Raw genomic sequence first — 18,157 nt, 5'->3', positions numbered from 1 at the left:
TACATTCATATTATTTTTTCTTATGTTATAGGTGCAGGTAGAGAAGCAAGAGAATGACTTTTACAATAATTGTAATGAAAACTATTAGTAATCTCTATAATTATATTTTTGGCGTTGCATATTTGCGAGATTTTATTTTCTCTGTTAACCGAAAAAGTTAATTATTGGCGTTCTTGCCGTCTTGATGAGTCCACCGCAGTGGCTCCGGTTTCCGTCACGTAGATACGAAGTGGCTTCTAGTGGAGTAGGGCGGTTCATTATTCATCCTCATTTTATGCAACGCCGAATAGCGGCTATAAAAAAAGCCTGCATCAGCAGGCTTTATATAAACTAAGTTTTTACAGCAAGTAACCTTACACTCCTTCTTAAAATAAAAATTGTCTCATTAAAGTTAATATATTTTGGTCAATATAAGCCTCGACTTCTTGGTAGGTAAAACTATAACCCAGTTCAGTTCCCAACTGCACTGCTATGCTTACGAGACTGGCTTGGTCTGTCGCTACTCTTAAACGCTCTTTTAAGGAAGAATCTTGAAGAACTAGTTGATGGAATTGCTTTAGTTGATTTAATTGTTTTACTTGTTGTGGCGACACGTTTATCCTCACTTTTATCTATTGAAAAACAGAAAATATGAGTTCACCATCTTTATCCCAGCTTAGGCTGAGGGAAACAGATGATGAATTCCAGTAAGTCAACATCAAGTTTTATAAATCTACATTTATGAAACTTAGATATTGCTGAAAACCTTTGACAAGATACAAGCTAAATGGGTAATCGTTGGACAAAACTTGAAAATCCATAAATAAAAGCAACTACTTAGCTGCTTTTAGAACTGATTTTAGGAAAATTGAGTTTTACAGTTTTACTCTCAATTTTTCTTATATCATAAATTAGGGATAAATATCTATTGAATCACTATTATTTAGATTTTAAAACAGACTACTCGAAAACCAGTGCCACTACCTGCGTGATCTGCCTGATCCCAGTGGCGTTGGGCTGAGCGGCAAAGCGCAGGGAGACAATACCACGCTCCACCTCGCAATACACGACAGTTATTAGACTCATCTAACTGCCAAATACTGCCATCAGCAGGTGCATCCTGATAGTTTTCATACCAAGAATCAGCACACCATTCCCAGACATTGCCGTGTAAGTCTGATAGCCCAAAAGCATTGGCTATTTGGAAATACCCAACAGCAGTAGTCTGTTGGCGATATGGCCCTTCTGTTCCAGAACCGTAAATATAGCTACCGTCATAATTAGCGAGATTAGAGGTGATAGTTTCACCAAAGTGGAAAGGAGTTGCAGTTCCAGCGCGACAGGCGAATTCCCACTCTGCTTCACTTGGGAGTCGATAACTATGTCCTGTGAGTTGGGAAAGTCTTGCACAAAACTCAATGGCATCATACCAGGAGACTTTTTCAACAGGAGTATCTGGGTGTTTGAAATTGGAGGGGTCTGGGTTGAGATATCTGTTGATTTGGGGAAGTTGGGCAATTACCCTCCACTGGGCTTGAGTAATGGGAAACCTGCTGAGATAGAAAGGTTGGAGGGCGACTGGATGTTGGGGTCCTTCATTGCTCTCTCGCCCTAATTCATCCTCAGGAGATCCCATCAAAAATGTTCCTCCTGGAATGTAAACCATGTCCAGAAAGACATTATTTCCCAGATGCTCTTGAAAATATTGTGCCTTATTGATAGAGCAGTTGATTGGTTGTCCCCAGTTGTTTAAGGTGACAACTTCAAAGCTAAACTCTTGTATTTTGACTGATGCAGAACCTTTCTCTAACTGGAAGTGAGGTACTATTGTATGCTTGTGCTTGCGCTCTTGTTTAATGCCCTCTAGTTCAGTTCGTAGTTCTGCCATCTGTTGAGTCGATTGCTGCAACTGCTCCTGCAATAGTGCTAGTCTGGCTTCTTGTTTATGCAACGTTTCGGCAAGAGCAGATCGTTCTTGATAGCTTTGTTCAAACTGCAAGTTAATTTGTGATGCACGTTGCTTTGCTTCCTCAAGCTGCATCTGGGCTTGCTTTAATCGTTCTTGGGCTAACTTAAAGGCTGTCCATATTTGCTTCGCCCAAGCCAATCTGATGTTTTCTTTTTGGACAATTTCGGGAATCCACCCCATAGGAAATGGGTAAGGTGGCAGATTCCAATTACAGCAAGGGCAATATTCGTCCTTGTTATGAGTGTACTTACTTTGGCAGACGGGGCAGCGAGGCATGATGATAACCTCTTTACCTGAGTTAAATCTTTGAATTGCTTATACCATTTCTATAAAGCTGAGCTTAATCCTATCCCCTGTAGTCCTCCGGTGCTTTGGAAGGACACCGGAGGTAGGGGTTATTATTAAGTGCATCATTATAATGAATTGGTATTAGAAGTCGATATTATAATTGTCACATATTTTATGTTTTAAGTAGGCAATAACTGAGAAATTGTTGTTGTCTTTTTTTGGTGTTTCTAGAATTGGTGGCTTCTTGAGAATTAGCAAATGTAGAGATTAAGGATTCGTCTACTACATATGAGTTGGGGTCTGTGTCAGGCTCAAATAGAGGTCGGAAGCTGTTTAGTTCTGCTAGTAAGGCTGAACCATTGCTGATAATCACTCCTAACACTGGATCTAGAGCGAATAAAACTCCTGCGAGGACAACGCTAATATTGGGAATTGCAGCGATCGCTGTATTCTGATAAATGATTTCCATTGCCCGTTTGGCAATGGCAATGGCATGGCTAATGCCTCGCAGGTCGTTATCCAAAAGTACGACATCAGCAGTTTCTCGGGCAATATCGCTACCTTCCAGAAAAGATATCGAGACATCGGCATGAGCAAGGGCGGCAGCATCGTTAATACCTTCACCAACAAAAGCCACTCTCTGTCCTCTGTCTTTTAAACTACAGATAACTTCAACTTTTTTGTCAGGGAAAACTTGGGCGTAAGTGTGATCCTGGGTGATGCCTAACTGAGTACCGACATGATTTGCTACACGTTGATTATCTCCTGTTAAGATGTAAGTTGCCATACCCTGACATTGTAAAGATTCAACAACTTTTGTACTTTCTGGACGCAGAGGATCAGTAAACAAAATAACTCCTAGTAATTCATTATTCTTAGCCACATAAACAAGAGAGTAAGTGCTATTTTTCAAGTTGGGATATTTTTTGTGCATTGAATCTAAATTGATACCCTCTTGTTGCAGGAGCAGTTCGCTACCCACTAAAACTTTTGCATCCTCAATCTGGGCAACAATTCCTAAGCCAATACGATAGTCTTTGGTTGTAGAAGGTTTAATTTCAACTCCATTTTCTTCAGCACGGCGAATAATTGCACTCGCTACGGGGTGAGAATTGCCTTGTTCCGCAGAAGCAGCAAGCGCTAGAATTTCTTGGGGCGAAATTTGCTCGTTTGCTGTTTCAATCGTCACAACTGCTGCATTTCCTTGTGTTAAGGTTCCTGTTTTGTCAAAGACGACGGTATCTATCCGTGCTAGCATTTCCAAAGCTCGACCACTGCGGATGTAAATTCCTTGACGAGCAGCATAGGTGACAGCTGCAAGCGCAGTTGTGGGAACTGCAATCCGAATGGCGTGTCCAAAGTCAAGGTGGAGGGGAGCAAGCGCTCTCGATACGTCTCGCGTCAAGGCAAAAATGATTCCACTTAGTAACAGGGTTGGTGCGATTAGCGCATTGGCGATTTTAGAGGCGTAATCTTCCACACGAGTATCGTGTACTGGCGCAGATTGCATAAGTTGCACTGCTAAGCCTAAGCGAGTATTCTTGCCAATCCGTTTTGTGAGGATACAAATCTTACCTTCTAATACTAGGGTTGAAGCATGGACAACTTGTCCCTCTGAGCGAGAAACTAGGTTAGATTCACCCGTTAATTTGTGTTCGTCGATGAGAGCTGTACCCCTTAATACCCGACCGCTGACGGGAATTGTCTCACCTGCATAGACAACAATGCGATCGCCTTTTTTCACCTCACTTAATTGAATACGTTCCTCTTGTCCATCCCGCTCTATCCTGACGTACTTATCTACTCCTTGCAGCAAATCTAACATTTGTTGTTCATTAGCACGGGCGGTAGCGTCTCTGAGTACATCTCCTGACTCTATGAGGCTGACCATTAATGCTGGGCCAACAAAGTCACCTTTGATTGTATAAAGACTCATCCAGAGGATATCTAGAATATCCGCATCCAAACGACGCTCTGTCAACATGAGATCGAGTGTACGTTGAATAAACGGAATTGCGGCAACAGCTACCACTCCTGCTAGTACCAAAGGCGGAATCGGTAGGAATTGTTGGGCCAGCAGTGCTAGTCCCAAACTAAAGACAGGCATCCCTACTCTCTCTATCACCCAGTCGAACTCTGTTTTAAATTCTGTCTGAGTCTGGACAACTCCCGACGAAGTTTCGGCTATCGCTGCCTGCTGAATAATCGTCAGTAGGCTTTCTTTAACTGTAGTGCTAGAAACAAGGTTTTCTTGATAGTGGATGATGAGTGATTCTGCTGCTGGATTAATGCGAACACTAATGATGAAGTCGAAAGACTCAATTAACCAAATAAGTTGGTTGGTATACTCTACATCTTTAGACAATCGAGGAATTTTAATCCGGAAGCGACCACTAGTAGTATGGATGATTTGGTAATCTATTTCTCCAACATGCTTCTCTAAAGAAAGAGATTCTGTTTCCGCAACTAATTTCATATTCTTCTACTCTTTATATCAATTGGGTTTAAAAAAATAATTTCCAGAAATTGACAAACATCTTGACAGAACTAGCCTTCTGTTGCAACTATCTTAGGAGCCATTGCTCTGGGAGAGAGTATAAAATTACCGATTTAATATATAAGTTTTGCTGAATTCCAGTAATTGCTGTTTAGTAGCCCAGCAAAACTATTATTCTTTCATCTCATTTGTATCTCAAGAGAGATAGCCGTATCAGAAATATCTACCAATGAGGGTATATTATTTTTGCATAATATAGATTTAGATAGTTTATAGGAGAAAGGCTGAGGTATCAAAATACTCCAATTTAAGGTAATGTCAAGAAGACAGCTATGGGGTTAGTACAGAAGAATATTGATGGTAAATAAGGCTTTTTGAGCTTTTTCAGCTAAATATTATTTTTGCTCTGCTGTATTAGTTGCAAGATAATCTTTCTTGGCTTTTAGAGCATTCAGTACTTGATCAATGGGGAGGTCTGCCATTTAAACTTAACCTAGATATTAAATTGACACACTTCTGGGGTTAAGTTCTATTTTTCACTTTTTCTTAATTTTTTCAGCCAGTCTTACTAAAGTATACGATGCGATCGCGTCTATCTTTACCAATACTATTTTAACGTCATCAACTAACAAACTCATGAGCTAGATTGCACTGTATATGTAGCAACCAACTACTCAATACCAGTGTTTTACAGCAAAATATCCGTACAATAACTTATACTAATAATCAAATATGGTTTATAAAATTATGTATTTAGTGGTTGGAGGTGTATGCCATTGAAAACCCGGTTGAACCTATAGTAAAGATTTACCAAGATACGGTAAATAAAGTTAAACACTTAATAATACGTATGATAATGTCTTTTCAATTTTCGACTATCACATTTCAATGAAATTTTGGATTAATAGAGAAAGAATCCTATGTCCTTCGTTGACATTAATCGTGTCAATATTCTCCCAAACAGGCGTCCTCTCAATGACCAGAAAGTCGCTGAGTTGATGGAGTCCATTAAAGCTAATGGACTGTTAAATCCTATTACTTTAGACCAAAACCTCAATCTCGTGGCAGGTTTGCACCGTCTTACCGCTTGTAAGCTTATTGGACTTAAAGAAATTGAGTGTCATATTATTACTTATGAAGACACAGACCATGCTCGTCTAGCAGAAATTGATGAAAATTTAATTCGTAGCGAATTGGATGCTCTAGAACGGTCTGAATTATGGTTAGAACGCGACCGGATTTTAGAACGGATGGGACTGAGGGCAAAGGTAGGGGACAACCAATTTAGTCAAAGAGGTGGTGAAATACTTTCACCACCCCCGAAAACAACATTGGAGTTGGCACAAGAAATAGGCTGTACGGAGCGCACTTTACAGTACGGTAAACAAATTGCTAAAAACATTGTTCCAGAAGTTAAAAAAATGATTAAAGGAACACCAATTGCTAAGAGTACCTCAGCTTTATTAAAAGTAGCTAGGGCCGGTAGTAAAGAACGACAACAGGCAGAACAAGCAGAAATAGCAGCACAAGAAGCCATAGCACAACAAAACAGAGCCGAACTAGAAAAGCAAAAAAAACTAGCAGCAGAGGCAAGAGAGAAACAAAAACAACTTCAGTTAATTGCTTTTCAAAATGAAATGGCCCAAAAGGAAGCTAAAGAGTCTAGCAAGTCAACTCAACGTGTATCAAAAAATGTTAAGAATGATGAAATTCAGATTCAGACTGACGAAGTTTGGATACTAGACCGACACATGATTTATTGCGGTGATACCACCGATGAAGATTTTATTCAACTCTTACCATCTAATGCTGCATTAGCGATCGCTCCTCCCAGTTGTTCTTGGAAGCATGACTATTTAATCAACGAAGCTCATGTTGTAGCTGTGATGTGTCGTGAAGGATCAATCTACAATCTTTGCAAACGCACTCAAATGCCCTTTAGATTTGAATTAGTTATAGGAAAGATATACACTGCTATTTTCTCCCAAGAACCTTTGCTCAAACCAAATCATCATCCTGACATTGAGGGTATTGAAGGTATCGTTTCTTATTTAGTTAGCTTTTTTACCAAACCAGGTAGTTTCGTCATTATCCCTTCTATAGGACATGGTGAAGCATTAATTGCTTGTGAACGTTTAAGACGAATTTGTTTTGCTGGAGACGAAGATCCCAAGCGAGTCAATGAGGCAATTCTCCGTTGGCAACGATGGACAGGAAAACAAGCGACGAGAGCCTAAGAAGAAGTCGCATTCTCAAGATGATGGTCGCCCAGGAGACAAACCAGACAGGGGAGAAAGGTTAGGCTTTATGAGGGCTACTTTGTGTTAACGTGAGTTCGATAGATTTCATTTGCTCAACATAGATTTCTCAAATAAAGTGAGTCTGACGGAACCTCACCCCAAACCCCTCCGTTGCCTTATGGACAGAGCGTCCTAACGCACCAAAAATCACTCCTTGATGCCTTAGCCTACGGCATAACATATCCTACAAAACTGAATTTCTCAGTGATCAATAACTGATCACTGATAACAGAAAAAAGGAATGGAGTGTAAAGGTGCAGGTGGTATATAACCGTAGCCAGTTGTCTGCAAGGTTTTGGTTAGTAAGTACTAACCAATAACAAACAACATGGATTTACACCTTTACATCCCCGATATTGTAAAACGCTGATTCTGTTAAGGATGGTAGTAGAGCAATCCTCAGCAAGCTGCAAACCTCTTGTAAAGATAGCCCAGAGCATATGCTAATTTGACATTCGCATCCCCTTACAAAGTCTGGCTTGGTTTGTAACTTTGCAATGGATGTAATGTCTTATGCTTCTGCTGGCTCCTCTCAAAAAGTTTTCAGAATGCAAACAAGATTACTACACACATTTTAGACTCGTTTCAATCATTATTCTCCTGAAGTCTCATTAGTATCTGTTAGCAGTGAGTTAGAAATAACTGAACTATTATTTTTTCAAGTTGGTAATTTCTATAGATTACAATCTTTGTAAAGATACATCAATAATTAATGGTATTGAATTTAATAAACACAAACTTTCATTGTTGCATGGTTTTTAGATCAAGTTGTTTCGGACTAAAAAAATCATGGCATTTATAAAAATTGACAAGATTGTGGTCAACACAAACTATATTGCCGCTATTCGGCTAGAAGGTCTAAATCGCTCTGAAGAAGAAAGTGTCTCTTTGTTGATTGCCATTCCAAGTGCCTCTCTATTCCAGGAAGACAGCATCTCATCTAATCTCTACCATTACGAATGGATAGAGTTTACAGGTGATGCTGCTAAGGCACTACGAGACTATTTTACAAGTTTCAATAATGTCATTGATTTACTCCCGTTATATCACTAATCAACACTAAAGTAATATGAATTGGCGGTTAGTGGTTAATTAGTATTACTTTTATAATCTAAAGTATTTATTAATCGTTAACCACTTACTAACCTCTCTCAGACAACAAAGTATTCGTATATTCCTATAGCAATCATCAGCAATCCAGAAAGAGTTCCAGCCCACAAACCAGGTAGTCTTGTAGTGAAGCGATCGCCTAAAACATATCCTCCCATAATTGCTAAAACGCTAAATATAAAGGTAAGAAGTGTCATAACCATCAAATTAACATCGGAAATCCCAGCACCGATACCACTACCCAGATTATTGAACGTTAAACCAAACGCTAGGGCTATTGACTCTCGAACATCAATATAACCCGATTTATCTATATCAGCTTTTGCAGGATTTTCTATATATGTTGCATAGGAAAACTCACGAATAATTTCTTGAGAAAATTCCTCTGTCATAATTGTTGGAGATTTTTCCATCACAGATCTGGAAGAAGGTGAAGAAAATCTTGTTGTCACAGGTATTTGCATCTGTTGCATTTTCAAGAGCATTTTCGTCTTTTTTCGCTCTCGTTTTAATGTTTCCCTAATTACCCAAATTCCAATACCTACGAGAACAGCGCTACCTATAATATTGGCAACACTTATATTTAAACTCTTACTGATATCTTCCCCAACCGATGTGGCAAGATAAGTACCTAAAGCAGAAATAAAGGCAATAAATAGATTTGTAGATAAACCAATTTTGATTTTTTTGAAGCCATAGGCAATTCCTACTGCTAAGTTATCTACATTTGCTGAAATAGCCAGCAAAAAAGCTGATATCAGATGCATAGTAAATTCTCCAATACAGGTTAGGGAACATGGGTGTGGGGGTGTAAGAGGAGTCAAATTTTCATTCCAGCGTTGTAGCGATCGCCCACAACGTTCACAACAACCCGGAAACTATGCTTACCATTAAGGCGATAACTACGCTGTAGAAAAAAAATGACATAATTGTATGACCTAGTGCTAACCGTCGCATAAAAGACGAGGTAATTTGTGTGTCGGATGTCTGAGATGTCATGCCAAGAGTGAACGTAAAATAGAGAAAGTCTAAATAACAGGGAAGTTCTACATGAGAAAACTCTAAACCTCCCATTGCTTCCCCTTCAAGACTCAAGTCGTTGCTGCGATAATAAAACGCCGCATAGTGCAATGCGAACATTGTGTGCATCAGTACCCAGGAACTAAAAATTGCCACAATAGACAATCCAACAGAGAGGGTAAAGGAATCCTTATGTTTCGCTAACACGACTGCGATCGCAAAAAGACTACTAAAGGCAATACATACAACTAGTAAAAAGACAGCCAGGTGATCGGCTTCCTGGCGCTGGGCGCGGTAGCAAGTTTTACCAGGAGTCGCATCAAACATCATAAACCAAGCTAGGACTACAAAGCAGAGAACTCCAGCACTCCAAGCTGAAAGAATGCGCACTTCTATCGTAAAAGACGGCATTAGCAAAAAAACCAAAGCAGCTAACCACAAAGATAAAATGGTGCGGTGTTTTGGGCTTAGGTTTTTACAAGTGATGAGTAAAGAACCAAAATTCATAACCTACTTTTGACCAGATATTATAAATAACCCATACAAGGCAGCAAGTATAATTTTTGCAAACAAAGACATCAGTCTAAATCAATCCAGAGACGACGTTAACGCTAGAAGCCAGTATTACCATATAGAAAAGAAACGATACTACCGCGTGTCCTAAAACCAACTGTCGCATTGGTAAAGATGTAATTGATATGTCAGAAGTTTGGGCAGTCATGCCGATAGTGAAAGAAAAATACATAAAATCCCAGAAATCAGGCTCTTCCTCACCAGGAAAGTCTAACCCCTTTGCATATTCTTCTCCCTGACTAATTGATTCTCGGTGGTAGTAGCAAGTAGCATAGTGAAGTGCAAAGACAGTATGCGTTAAAAACCAAGAACAAAGCACTGCTATCAAAGACAAACTGACTTCAGCAACAAGAGCAGAAGTTGGTATATCTTGATTATTTGTCTGCATCAGCCCAATGGCAAAGATACTGGTGCAAGCAGTAATCATAACCAAGATAAAAGTTACTGAATGTTGTGCTTCTTTGCCTTGAGCAAGATAGTAAGTTTTTTGGGGAGTAGCGCTGTTTGCCATTAACACAAACAGCATTAAGAAACAAAGAACGCCAGAGATCCAAGCAGCAAGGATTTGAATATCTAGGTGCATAAAGTCTGGCATCACAATAAAGGCTGCCATCCCCACCATTATTGATACCCCTAAACGACTGCGCGAATCTAAGTTCTTGAGTAAGCTGAGTAAAATTGCTAGTCTGGCTTGCCCCACAAACAGAAACTCGAGGGCTTTAACTTTGCCAGTACTAGCTTTATTTCCTGATAAAAATTTCATAGTTTTTTAGAGGTTAAAGGTTAGTAGTAATCGGGCGCTTTAACCCAACCTGAACAAGCTCGAAATCCACAATTTCTACTTGCTTTGTGAAATCAGTTTTGTTTAGCAACCAATTCCAATTAACTAGAAGACAGCAAAGCATTTTGGGCGTCAAAAATTTGCAAGAGTACTCTACGCCGCTAGATCATTTATCTATAAATTGATGGCTCCATACAAGAACCTAGTTGATATAGTACTGCCAAACCAAGAACGCTCAAGCACTTATCAACTTCAAAAAAATTTTTGCAGATATTCTAGTAGTATATACACAACGGTAATCAGTGTAAAGAATTTAAGCTGCTCCCATCTTAAATTAATTAGGGGAAATAGATATTACCCTAATGCCTGCTTGACTCTACTGAAAAGAATATTTACTATGGCTATTTGCTGGTAATGAGTAACAAGTTCTACAACCAGCCGCAAAATATAATCTTTACAAATAGAGCTACTAATTGCTGATTAAGTTTGTAAAAGCACGAAATATTAAGTCCTTACACTCAAAAAACGCAATTTCAGCAGATAATTCACATCAAGCGTCTCTTAGAATTACTAATAGCTGATGGCTGATAGCTAACGGCTTGACCAAATTAGCAACTAGCAATTGACTACTAGCAACTTTAATCAATATTTTTCCTGATTTGTCTGCATACTTGTCTGTAATTAATTATGAGTAAGTTTGCTCGGAAACTGAGATTCCCAAGCTATAAAAAATACAATAATTTGCTAAAAGTAAAACAAATGTTTCATCCTGTCTACTTTTATAACAAAAACTTAATGTTGTTTCTAGTACCTTCTTTTCCTGATACGATGTAATATGAACTCACATAGGTGGAAACATTTAGAAAGTTTCGCTACCTGTTTTTCTACAGTTTTTACTCTCACTAACCAGCCTTCTTGTAATTGCTTGATGTAGCTATTGAAGATTCGTTTCTGCATTTTTCATTCATTATTTGAGGTGACATACCCTCACAACTTAAGATTCGAGTTGTCTACATAGCTGCAACTTGAAGCAAGCGGGTTTTTCTATAATTTTGGAGGTAAAGTAAATATGGAATTAGAGGCTCTTTTGCTAGGTCTTGAACCAATGACTGCTGCTGTTATTGGAGTTGGAGCATTGGTTTTAGTACCTGTTGTTAGCGCTCTTGATTCTGCAACCGGTCACAATGTTTCTGAATCTGCAAGGAGTGCAGCTAAGACTGGATTAATTTGGACTTTTGAGGCCATTGATAAGGCTCAATCTACTTTTGCTGAAGCCAGTGAATCCTTTAAGGATTTAGTTGCTGAAGCAAAAGCAGAGCGTTCATCTTCCAAAAACGGAACTAGCGACAGTACTCCCCGTGAGGTAACTATCGGTTAACCTCTGCAAAGCATGGAGGTGACATCTAACGTCTTGCCAGAGACTGATAGCCTCTCGGTTGTCAGTCTTTATTGACCAGTCTACTAGTAATCCTGAAACAAATTTTGCTAAGAATTGCCCAAGAGTGCAATTTCCGAATCTATTTAACCTAACGGCTTCACCAATAACCTTGATTTTCACCACTTATATCAAGTCCGGCTAATTACTTACCATATGGTTGGTTTTGTTGGTAATTGGTAGTTGGTAATCTCCGACAAATAGTGTAGAGACGTGCCATGGCACGTCTGGTACAAGGATTTTGGGTAACGCATAATTAATTTCTGGAGATGTCTATTACCTATTACCCATTACCGGTCTTCACAGATATGATAAGTCTTCAAACGGACATGATATTAATACTTGCTTAATCTCTGCATTCTTAAAGGTGAAGCTAGTTTGTCATGTCTAAGTTGCAGCCTTTTGTATAATTGCAACTTTATGCAAAAGGCTGCATACCGCTAAAAACGAAGATCAAGTTCAGTTAGTCACTTAATAACTAAAACCCTACCCTCTCTCATCAGAGAGGATAGGGGTGAGGTTAAGCAAGAATTATAAGTAATCATGGAAACTTGATATTACTTCTGCTGATTTCTAATCAGGAGAAAAGGCTTCCCTCTATCGGAGATTTTTTACCATGCTCAAATATCCAGAGTTCTTTGACTTACGCAAGTTAGCGATTACCCTTGCGATTGGCCCATTTGCTTTTCTTTTGCTAGTCGTTCTCACTGACTTATCAGCTCATCTGTTTGTGACTCAACAAACAGCAGATGCTAGATGTACAAATGCATATTCTCAAGAGAATCCTACAAAACTTCAAGCGAGTGAATGTCGGTAGCGCTTGGCTACTGGATCAAAATCCCATGCTATTCCTTCTGGATCTCTAGCCTGAGTCCATATAGGAAACTCAGGCTTTAATCTTTTGCTGGTAAGAGACTGAGATGATACTCCTAAGCGCTTTGCCAATTCACCTTGTTTGAGTGCTTTACCATTTGATGCAAAATTTCCCTGACTAATTCTTTGAGAACTGCTTCTTAGAGGAGGTAAAAAGTTTGTCTCAAAAAGTGGACGTGAACCATTCAAGAATTCAGCTATAAAGGCTGTACCATTATTTACAATTACGTTGTACACAGGATTTACACCCAACACCATTCCACCGCCTATTTGCATAAATAGGTTAGGAATGACAATAGTTGCAGTGTTTTCGTAGATTATTTCCATTGCTCGCTTAGCGATCGCAATGGCATGTGTAACTCCGCGTAAGTCATCTTCTAAAATGACAACATCAGTTGTTCTATGGGGAATCTCACTCGTCTTAGCAAACGAAATAGAGACATTAGCATGAGCAAGCCGTACTGCTTCATCTTCCTCATCTCCCACAAAAGCCACTATCTTACCTTGGTGCTGCAACCCACGAATCAGATTGATTTTTTGGTTTAAAGGAACTTCTGCACAAACCTGATGGGGATGAATTCCTAACCCAGTTGCAATATCACAAGCTATCGATTCAGGAGCATCAGAAACTAAGTAAATATCTATGTTTTGACTCTGGAGAATGGCAATAGCTTCTATAGTCTCAGGAGAATCTAGAGCTAGTATGTCAAAATCAAAGACAATCGCATTAATTTGCGCTAATGCTTCCAAAATACCACCACTGCGAATGTAGATTCCATGTCGCACAGCATAGATCAGCGCTTGCAGAACTGTTGTTGAAAGCGAAATAGGAATACCACTGCCAAAATCAAATTGGTAGGGTGAGATAGCAGCACCAATATTACCTGTCATTAGATAGATTGTGCCACCTAAAGCCAGAGTCGGTAAAATTGCATTTCTCACAAATTCTGCTTGCAAAGCACCAATTTTTGTATCATGAACAGGTGCTAATTCCGCGAGAAAAGCAGCTAAGCCAGCACGGGTGTTAAGTCCAACTCTTTTCACCAAAACACATAACTCACCTTCAAGCAAGATTGTAGAGGCGTAGACATCGTGTCCTTGGGAACATACAACAGGTGTAGAGCTACCTGTCAAATTCTGGGTATCGATTGAACCATAACCATAAACAACGATCCCATCTACCAAAATCATTTCGCCTGATTTAATGATGATGCGATCGCCTTGGTGTAAATTGCTGATATGGACATGTTGTTCCTCTCCATCTAACTCTACCCAAACATATTGATCTAATTCATTCAACACATTCAAAGACAGTTCTTCTCTAGTTTCGGTTGTATTCCCCCTGAGAGCTCTCCTCACTTCTACCAAAACTGTCTTGAGCGCAGGTGCAATAAATTGACCTTGGACAGTCTGCATAGTCATCCATGCTGAATCAAGTAGATCAATATTCGGCTGACGTTGATTGATCAGACTATCAGCAGCACGGTTAAACCAAGGTGTAGCAGCTCCAGCAATTGCTAAAACCACAATCAATGGTGGTAACTCCAAAGGAGCTGCTAGCAAAGCCAAACTTAGACTGAGGAAAGGAAATCCTAAATCCTTCCATTGATTGACTTCCGGTTTAAGGTCTTCTCCTTCAGGTAGAGATTCCGTAAAGGGAATATCAACACAGTCTACAGCAGCCTGGATACAGCTAACAAACTTTTCCAGCGCCGTTGTGCTGCAAACATCATCTTGATAGCTGACAATCAGTGAACTTGCTTGTGCATTAATACGAACCTCAGTCACAAATGCCAACGATTCAACTAGTGCCTTAAGTTTGCTAGCAAAGTCTGAATCATGAGCAAGTTGAGGTATACGAATACGATAACGTCCAAAAGTAGAGTGAACGACCTGATAGCTCATTACATTGAGATAATCTAGAATGAAAGGGTTTTAAATCTCACATTAATCAACATCATAAGCTACACTCAAACAAGTAAAAAGCTTTTGTTGTAAAACTATGTGAGAATCGCCTAGTAAACTGAACAGTTTTTATTTTATGTTTCTTCTGTATCTCTACAGATCATCAATCACCCTTTCAAAAAAGTTTTACGTATATCCGCGAATTATTTCCTTTTCCTGCGATATTCAGCTAAAATCGCCCTTCTTTCGATAGTAAACTCCTCCACTATCAATAATGTCATTCCAAATAAAATCACAAAACCAAGAATAGAAACTAATAAAAGATTATCCATAAAACTTGCTTTCTCAAATAACTCTCCACTTTGATAGCATATATAAAAAATAATTATACTTACTCTTTCTATTTGGGTAATACTTACTTATCCAAAAGGTATAATTTCCACAAATATTTGAAATCAAAATAATTAACTCAACTTGAAAAGCAATACCCTTACATGAATCACTACAAGTCTGATACACTTGGCGAACTGGAAGACAAGGAGGACAAGGAGGACAAGAAAGACAAGGGAGAGAATTTGTATCAATAATTTTGTGAAATGGTATAAGACACTAAAACACAAAGAAAATTATGCTTTGAATGTTACACCTATATACAGTTACCCGTTTTCTATTCCCTGTTCCCGTATTTATGTATGTTAAATATAATTAATTTTTAAATGACAAGATTTTAAATGTGGTAACTTTTCGTTTAGGCAAGCTATCATCTCAGTCAATTAAAATATTATCGAATACACTCTGCTACGGCAATCGTAATTCATAGTTTGTCGCAGCAGTTAAGCAGGTATTTCAGGCAATTCTGAGTATACATAAATACACCCTAACAGTTGGATAATAGTTTTTATCCTTCTGGTTGAGCGTTTCTTACTTCAGAGAATTTTGTCAATTTTTCTACTAATGACCTCATTCACCTAGATGAGCAAATTTTAGAGTTTAACAGCATATTTCCTTTACTCCTGACTCAGGTGCTGATTGGAAAAGGTTAAAAGGGAACTCCGCATTCCCTCACCCTTGAGCCAAATTGTATTGGGGTAGGAGTAATTAACAGGAGAGAACTTTTTTTCCTTAGGAGTCTTAAAAATGACTCAAAAACAGGTAATTCTGCTACGCATGTTGGTTTTTGTACCAATTGCATTCATAGCAGAATGGCTAAATTTTCCCTCGATAGTTGTTTTTATTGCCTCTGGCTTGGCAATCATTCCCTTAGCAGCATTTATTGCTGACTCTACAGAAGCGATCGCTGAAGTTATCGGCCCATCCTTGGGGGGTTTGCTTAACTCTACTTTCGGCAACGCTACAGAGTTAATCATCGCGATTGTTGCACTTCGAGCCGGACTGGTAGATGTAGTCAAAGCTAGCATTACAGGTACAATCGTTGCCAATCTTCTTTTGGCACTAGGGGCAGCAATGTTGTTAGGAGGATTGCGGTTTAAAGAGCAAAGCTTTCAACCAACAGTTGCTCGTATCAACGCTTCTTCGTTGAATTTAGCATTAGTAGTACTGCTTTCACCAACCGCCATTGATTTCACTTCCACAGGCTTGCAACCTGCAACAATCAATCATTTTTCAATTGTTGCTGCTTTCTTGTTGTTATTTTTCTATGGATTGACCTTGGTCTTTTCCATGAAAACCCACAAATCTATTTATCAACTTAGAGATTTAGAAGAGACTAACCCAGATGCAGTTAAATCTGAGAGACATAAGACTGATTTATGGAAGTCAGTAGGAATTCTGCTCATTTGCACGATTGTTCTGGTCTTTGTATCTGATACTCTAGTAGCAAGCCTACAGGAAGCAATTTCTACATTAGGTCTAACTGACCTTTTTACAGGCGTCATTCTCATTCCCATTTTTGGAGGAGCAGTGGAATATATCACCACTGCCACCTTTGCAATGAAGAACAAAATGGATTTGGCGGTGGCAGTGGCAATGGGATCGAGTTTGCAAATTGCAATGTTTATTGCTCCTATTTTAGTCGTGGTGGGTCAGTTAATGGGGCAATCAATGAACTTGGACTTCAACCCCTTTGAAGTACTAGCAGTGGCGATCGCAGTCTTGGTTACCAACTCCATCAGCACCGATGGGAAATCTAATTGGTTAGAAGGAGCTTTGCTTCTGATTACCTATGCTGTTGTTGGCACAGCATTCTACTTTCACCCTTAGAACTTACGTAAGGGGATAAGGGTGTAGGGGTGTAACAGAAGGGTTTTGCTCACTTACACCCCACATCCCTATACCCCTTGTTCAAACCCTTAGACAGTGCTAAATCTCCCATCCCAATTTTTTTTGAGGTCATCTCTATGTCAAGTGAAGCAATCATCAAAGCTCAATCCTCAGACATTGAAGTCAAAGCAGAGGTAATCGAAGTTTATTCTCAGTCTTCCGGTATTCAGTTAGCTAGGGTAATTCCGACTCACAAAGCTCCTTGTTTAGGATTTTTTGCCACCGTTGCCAATGGAATTGGACAACTAATCAGCGATGCAGCATCCCAAGCGGGAAAAGTTGTGACTGAAACTACGGCTGGTATGGCAGAAGTAATTAATGACATGGCATATCAAGCTGGAAAAACAGTTCTGGAAACTGCTGCTAATGTTGGAGAAGTGCTTGATAGCGTCACACCTCCTGGTTTAGCATATTTGTCTGCAACAGCCAACAATATGGGTGAAGTGATCGGCAGCGCTGCTTTCTTGACTGGAAAAATGGTAGCAGGAACAACTGCTGGTTTTGGCGAAGCGATCGGCAATGCTACCTCCCAAGCAGGCCAAGCTGTTGCTCAGACAGTATCTGAAGTCATAGAAAATATTCCTTCTCCTGCATCCAAGACCACGATTCAAGAATTCGGAGGCAGCTTAATTGGAGCTACTGTTGGAGAAACAGTAGGGGGAACAGTTGGAGCTGTGGTAGCTGGGGTCGTAATGGGTCCAGCAGGCGCGATTGTCGGTACTCAAGTAGGCAGTGTTGTTGGTTTTACCATTGGAGCGCAACTTGGGGAGGATACAGTGCGGCAAGTCAATCAGATCACTCAAAAAAATTCTGAAACTGTTTGTGATGTAAAACCAGTATCTTCTCAAGAACAAAAAGGAAGTTGGTTAGGCAATACAGCGTGCAATTTCTTAGGTGAAACTGGTACAGCTGTTATCGGTGGCGTGATTGGGGGTACAGTACTGGGGCCAAAAGGCAAAGAAGTTGGCAGAAAAATTGGCATCGTTGTAGGTAGACGAACAGGGTGGAACTTTAATACAAAAACTGTAGATCTGTCTGAAAAAGTAACATAAGTTAACAATAAAAGTGAATAAAGTTGAGAGAAAGTATTAAAAATTAAAGTGAAGTAAAGTTATACCAATTCGCTAAAAGAATGCGACAGATCTGA

Annotated in this window: 13 protein-coding genes; 6 read left to right on the top strand and 7 right to left on the bottom strand. The window is 39.5% G+C overall.

Annotated elements, in window-relative coordinates; translation table 11 throughout:
- Nucleotides 1-365: 365 nt before the first annotated feature.
- From UYI_RS0122225 to UYI_RS33165, 3 genes are all read right to left on the bottom strand, one after another.
- Complete coding sequence (locus UYI_RS0122225) at nt 366-605, bottom strand: Nif11-like leader peptide family natural product precursor (protein WP_235147994.1); 240 nt, start codon at nt 603-605, stop codon at nt 366-368.
- Between the two features lie 317 nt (nt 606-922).
- Nucleotides 923-2,224 (bottom strand): formylglycine-generating enzyme family protein, encoded by a 1,302-nt coding sequence (locus UYI_RS0122220; protein ID WP_235147993.1) that lies wholly within the window; start codon nt 2,222-2,224, stop codon nt 923-925.
- 184 nt (nt 2,225-2,408) lie between these two features.
- Nucleotides 2,409-4,712, bottom strand: a complete 2,304-nt coding sequence (locus UYI_RS33165) for a heavy metal translocating P-type ATPase (RefSeq protein ID WP_016868881.1) — start codon at nt 4,710-4,712, stop codon at nt 2,409-2,411.
- Between the two features lie 941 nt (nt 4,713-5,653).
- On the opposite strand from UYI_RS33165, the gene UYI_RS0122205 reads away from it, so the two are divergent.
- Complete coding sequence (locus tag UYI_RS0122205; RefSeq protein WP_016868880.1) at nt 5,654-6,970, top strand: ParB/RepB/Spo0J family partition protein; 1,317 nt, start codon at nt 5,654-5,656, stop codon at nt 6,968-6,970.
- Nucleotides 6,971-7,822: 852 nt separating this feature from the next.
- Complete coding sequence (locus tag UYI_RS0122200) at nt 7,823-8,086, top strand: hypothetical protein (protein WP_016868879.1); 264 nt, start codon at nt 7,823-7,825, stop codon at nt 8,084-8,086.
- A 98-nt stretch (nt 8,087-8,184) separates the two neighbouring features.
- Here UYI_RS0122200 and UYI_RS34200 read toward each other — a convergent pair whose 3' ends face one another.
- The 3 genes from UYI_RS34200 to UYI_RS0122185 all read right to left on the bottom strand — a co-directional run bounded on the left by UYI_RS34200 (nt 8,185) and on the right by UYI_RS0122185 (nt 10,499).
- Nucleotides 8,185-8,910 carry a manganese efflux pump gene (locus tag UYI_RS34200; protein WP_016868878.1) on the bottom strand — a complete coding sequence of 242 codons (726 nt, stop codon included), beginning with the start codon at nt 8,908-8,910 and terminating at the stop codon, nt 8,185-8,187.
- Between the two features lie 94 nt (nt 8,911-9,004).
- The gene (locus tag UYI_RS0122190) at nt 9,005-9,670 is read right to left on the bottom strand and encodes a DUF1345 domain-containing protein (RefSeq protein WP_016868877.1); all 666 of its coding nucleotides are present in this window, start codon (nt 9,668-9,670) and stop codon (nt 9,005-9,007) included.
- A gap of 76 nt (nt 9,671-9,746) precedes the next feature.
- Nucleotides 9,747-10,499: a DUF1345 domain-containing protein gene (locus tag UYI_RS0122185; RefSeq protein WP_016868876.1), complete on the bottom strand. Its 753-nt coding sequence runs from the start codon at nt 10,497-10,499 to the stop codon at nt 9,747-9,749.
- Between the two features lie 1,087 nt (nt 10,500-11,586).
- Here UYI_RS0122185 and UYI_RS0122180 point away from each other — a divergent pair.
- Both UYI_RS0122180 and UYI_RS0122175 read left to right on the top strand, forming a co-directional pair.
- The gene (locus UYI_RS0122180; protein WP_016868875.1) at nt 11,587-11,895 is read left to right on the top strand and encodes a hypothetical protein; all 309 of its coding nucleotides are present in this window, start codon (nt 11,587-11,589) and stop codon (nt 11,893-11,895) included.
- Between the two features lie 673 nt (nt 11,896-12,568).
- Complete coding sequence (locus UYI_RS0122175) at nt 12,569-12,769, top strand: hypothetical protein (RefSeq protein ID WP_016868873.1); 201 nt, start codon at nt 12,569-12,571, stop codon at nt 12,767-12,769.
- Here UYI_RS0122175 and UYI_RS0122170 read toward each other — a convergent pair.
- On the bottom strand, nt 12,748-14,730 hold the full coding sequence (locus UYI_RS0122170; RefSeq protein WP_016868872.1) for a P-type ATPase: 1,983 nt from the start codon (nt 14,728-14,730) through the stop codon (nt 12,748-12,750). The two genes, UYI_RS0122175 and UYI_RS0122170, sit on opposite strands and share 22 nt — an antisense overlap.
- Nucleotides 14,731-15,867: 1,137 nt before the next feature.
- On the opposite strand from UYI_RS0122170, the gene cax reads away from it, so the two are divergent.
- Together cax and UYI_RS0122155 are read left to right on the top strand one after the other, a co-directional pair.
- The gene (gene cax, locus UYI_RS0122160) at nt 15,868-16,950 is read left to right on the top strand and encodes a calcium/proton exchanger (RefSeq protein WP_016868870.1); all 1,083 of its coding nucleotides are present in this window, start codon (nt 15,868-15,870) and stop codon (nt 16,948-16,950) included.
- Nucleotides 16,951-17,087: 137 nt separating this feature from the next.
- Complete coding sequence (locus UYI_RS0122155) at nt 17,088-18,062, top strand: hypothetical protein (RefSeq protein WP_016868869.1); 975 nt, start codon at nt 17,088-17,090, stop codon at nt 18,060-18,062.
- The last annotated feature ends 95 nt before the right edge of the window (nt 18,063-18,157 follow it).

The sequence above is a fragment of the Fischerella muscicola PCC 7414 genome (genome assembly GCF_000317205.1).
GTDB lineage: Bacteria > Cyanobacteriota > Cyanobacteriia > Cyanobacteriales > Nostocaceae > Fischerella > Fischerella muscicola.
The sequence above is the reverse complement of the archived record's forward strand: the minus strand, read 5'-3'. Positions and strand labels throughout refer to the sequence as shown.

Bases quoted from the DNA above. Each gene is read 5' to 3' on its own strand.
- UYI_RS0122220 (WP_235147993.1), bottom strand. From the start codon at position 2,224: ATGCCTCGCTGCCCCGTCTGCCAAAGTAAGTACACTCATAACAAGGAC.
- UYI_RS33165 (WP_016868881.1), bottom strand. From the start codon at position 4,712: ATGAAATTAGTTGCGGAAACAGAATCTCTTTCTTTAGAGAAGCATGTT.
- UYI_RS0122205 (WP_016868880.1), top strand. From the start codon at position 5,654: ATGTCCTTCGTTGACATTAATCGTGTCAATATTCTCCCAAACAGGCGT.
- UYI_RS0122200 (WP_016868879.1), top strand. From the start codon at position 7,823: ATGGCATTTATAAAAATTGACAAGATTGTGGTCAACACAAACTATATT.
- UYI_RS34200 (WP_016868878.1), bottom strand. From the start codon at position 8,910: ATGCATCTGATATCAGCTTTTTTGCTGGCTATTTCAGCAAATGTAGAT.
- UYI_RS0122190 (WP_016868877.1), bottom strand. From the start codon at position 9,670: ATGAATTTTGGTTCTTTACTCATCACTTGTAAAAACCTAAGCCCAAAA.
- UYI_RS0122185 (WP_016868876.1), bottom strand. From the start codon at position 10,499: ATGAAATTTTTATCAGGAAATAAAGCTAGTACTGGCAAAGTTAAAGCC.
- UYI_RS0122180 (WP_016868875.1), top strand. From the start codon at position 11,587: ATGGAATTAGAGGCTCTTTTGCTAGGTCTTGAACCAATGACTGCTGCT.
- UYI_RS0122175 (WP_016868873.1), top strand. From the start codon at position 12,569: ATGCTCAAATATCCAGAGTTCTTTGACTTACGCAAGTTAGCGATTACC.
- UYI_RS0122170 (WP_016868872.1), bottom strand. From the start codon at position 14,730: ATGAGCTATCAGGTCGTTCACTCTACTTTTGGACGTTATCGTATTCGT.
- cax (WP_016868870.1), top strand. From the start codon at position 15,868: ATGACTCAAAAACAGGTAATTCTGCTACGCATGTTGGTTTTTGTACCA.
- UYI_RS0122155 (WP_016868869.1), top strand. From the start codon at position 17,088: ATGTCAAGTGAAGCAATCATCAAAGCTCAATCCTCAGACATTGAAGTC.